We start from the raw sequence: 1,558 nt of genomic DNA, 5'->3' as shown, positions 1-1,558 counted from the left end.
TTACAAACTACAAAAACATAATAATTTTATGCAATTTATAATTTAATTACCATAACAACATAATATTTTTTTTATCGATACATTGCGGACCGTCCTGCATCCATCTTTTTCACCAGTTCCTGCCGTACCACCTGCGGTATTTTATCGAGTAACTTATACCTGGTGGCTTTCTCTATCTCCTCTACAGATGTCAGGTAGGCAGTCCATTTTGCATTAACGTCATTTTTATTTGGTGTGTTCACTGCAATGATCCGCGTGTTCTTATTAATACGCTGCAAGTCGTTGTTCCCCTCTGGTAAAACCACCAGGATTTTCCATATATGATCCGGCACCGTAATTTTACGACCGTCTATTGTTTTGGCCAGGCCCTTACTGCCGGTGCCTCCGCTCCCATAGCTTCCCATGATCACGTATACCTCGTTGCCTTTCATTACCAGCTCCCGGGTATATTCTTCCAGGTTTTTCCATAAATGCTGGTTATGATTAGGCGCCTGGGGAATCATGTTGGTCATGAGGAAAGTGGATTCATTGGCTGCACGGGTAGCGGTGCGGTCGCCCGACGGACAATTATGCCCCCTGTCGAAACCACTGCCCATATAACTGGTTTGGGATACCTGGTACCAGTTGCCCGGAATATCGGCATCCGGCCGGAAATCATTGGCTCTCGACATTTTCCCGATATCCTTACGCGATACATGCCAGGAAACCCAGTTGGGCGCTCCTTTATCACGGTTATACGACAACACATAATATCCCTTATCCATCAGGTAATTATTGGCCATCACCAGCGATTCACCGGCATCACTGGGGTTTCCCAGCAACATGTTGTCATCATCGCCGCCTGCAGGCTTTTCTACCGGTTTGACCGGCGTTTCTTCCCCCCCCGCAGTTACCCGGAATACATCAAAATTGAGCCGGCTGTTACCGCCGTCTGTTTTGCGGATATCAAAACGGATAGTACCTGTGCTCTTTGCTGTAAACGTGGCGGTTTTGAGCACGCCGGAGGTAACACTAACGGGATCGCCCGCACGAAAATAACTTTGTCCGCGATTCACTGACGCCCATAGTTCCCAGGTGCCTGCTTTACCGGTTCCATAACCGGCATATTTCAGTGTAACCGTTACCGTTCCTTTTGCAGCTATATCAAATTTCATCCTGGCCATACCATTACCACGTATACGCAATGCCTGCATACCTGTTTTATGATCCTCCTCCAGGTTACCGGTTACGGCATCCTTAAACTTCCATATACCACTGGATAATTCTACATCGCCGCTGTTATAGTTTGTTTTGGAACCTGTCTCAAAGTCTTCCGCCAGTAAAAATGTACCGGTGCGTGTTGTTGTATTTTTTTTGTGAGATGATTTTTTTGCAGGAGATGATGGCTTGTCCCCGGTAATTTTACGTGAACAGGTGGTCACTGCAAATGCAGCGATAATCAATATAACGATAATGGCTAAACTGCCGGATCCCTTTTGTTGTTTCTTTTTTCTTCTCTTCTTCTTTGGCATAGAATGGTAACGAACGGTGGCGAAGATAAAGAATAAAAAATAATGGC

The 1,558-nt window shown here is 45.6% G+C and carries 1 protein-coding gene; it reads right to left on the bottom strand.

Going from position 1 to position 1,558, the window contains the following annotated elements; genetic code table 11:
• Positions 1–71: 71 nt before the first annotated feature.
• Positions 72–1,558 (bottom strand): DNA/RNA non-specific endonuclease (locus VN105_RS07930; RefSeq protein ID WP_325639620.1); only part of this gene is annotated, 1,487 nt, incomplete at its 5' end.

The sequence above is a fragment of the Chitinophaga sp. genome, from assembly GCF_035564935.1.
In the GTDB taxonomy this organism is placed as follows: domain Bacteria; phylum Bacteroidota; class Bacteroidia; order Chitinophagales; family Chitinophagaceae; genus Chitinophaga.
The sequence above is the reverse complement of the archived record's forward strand: the minus strand, read 5'-3'. Positions and strand labels throughout refer to the sequence as shown.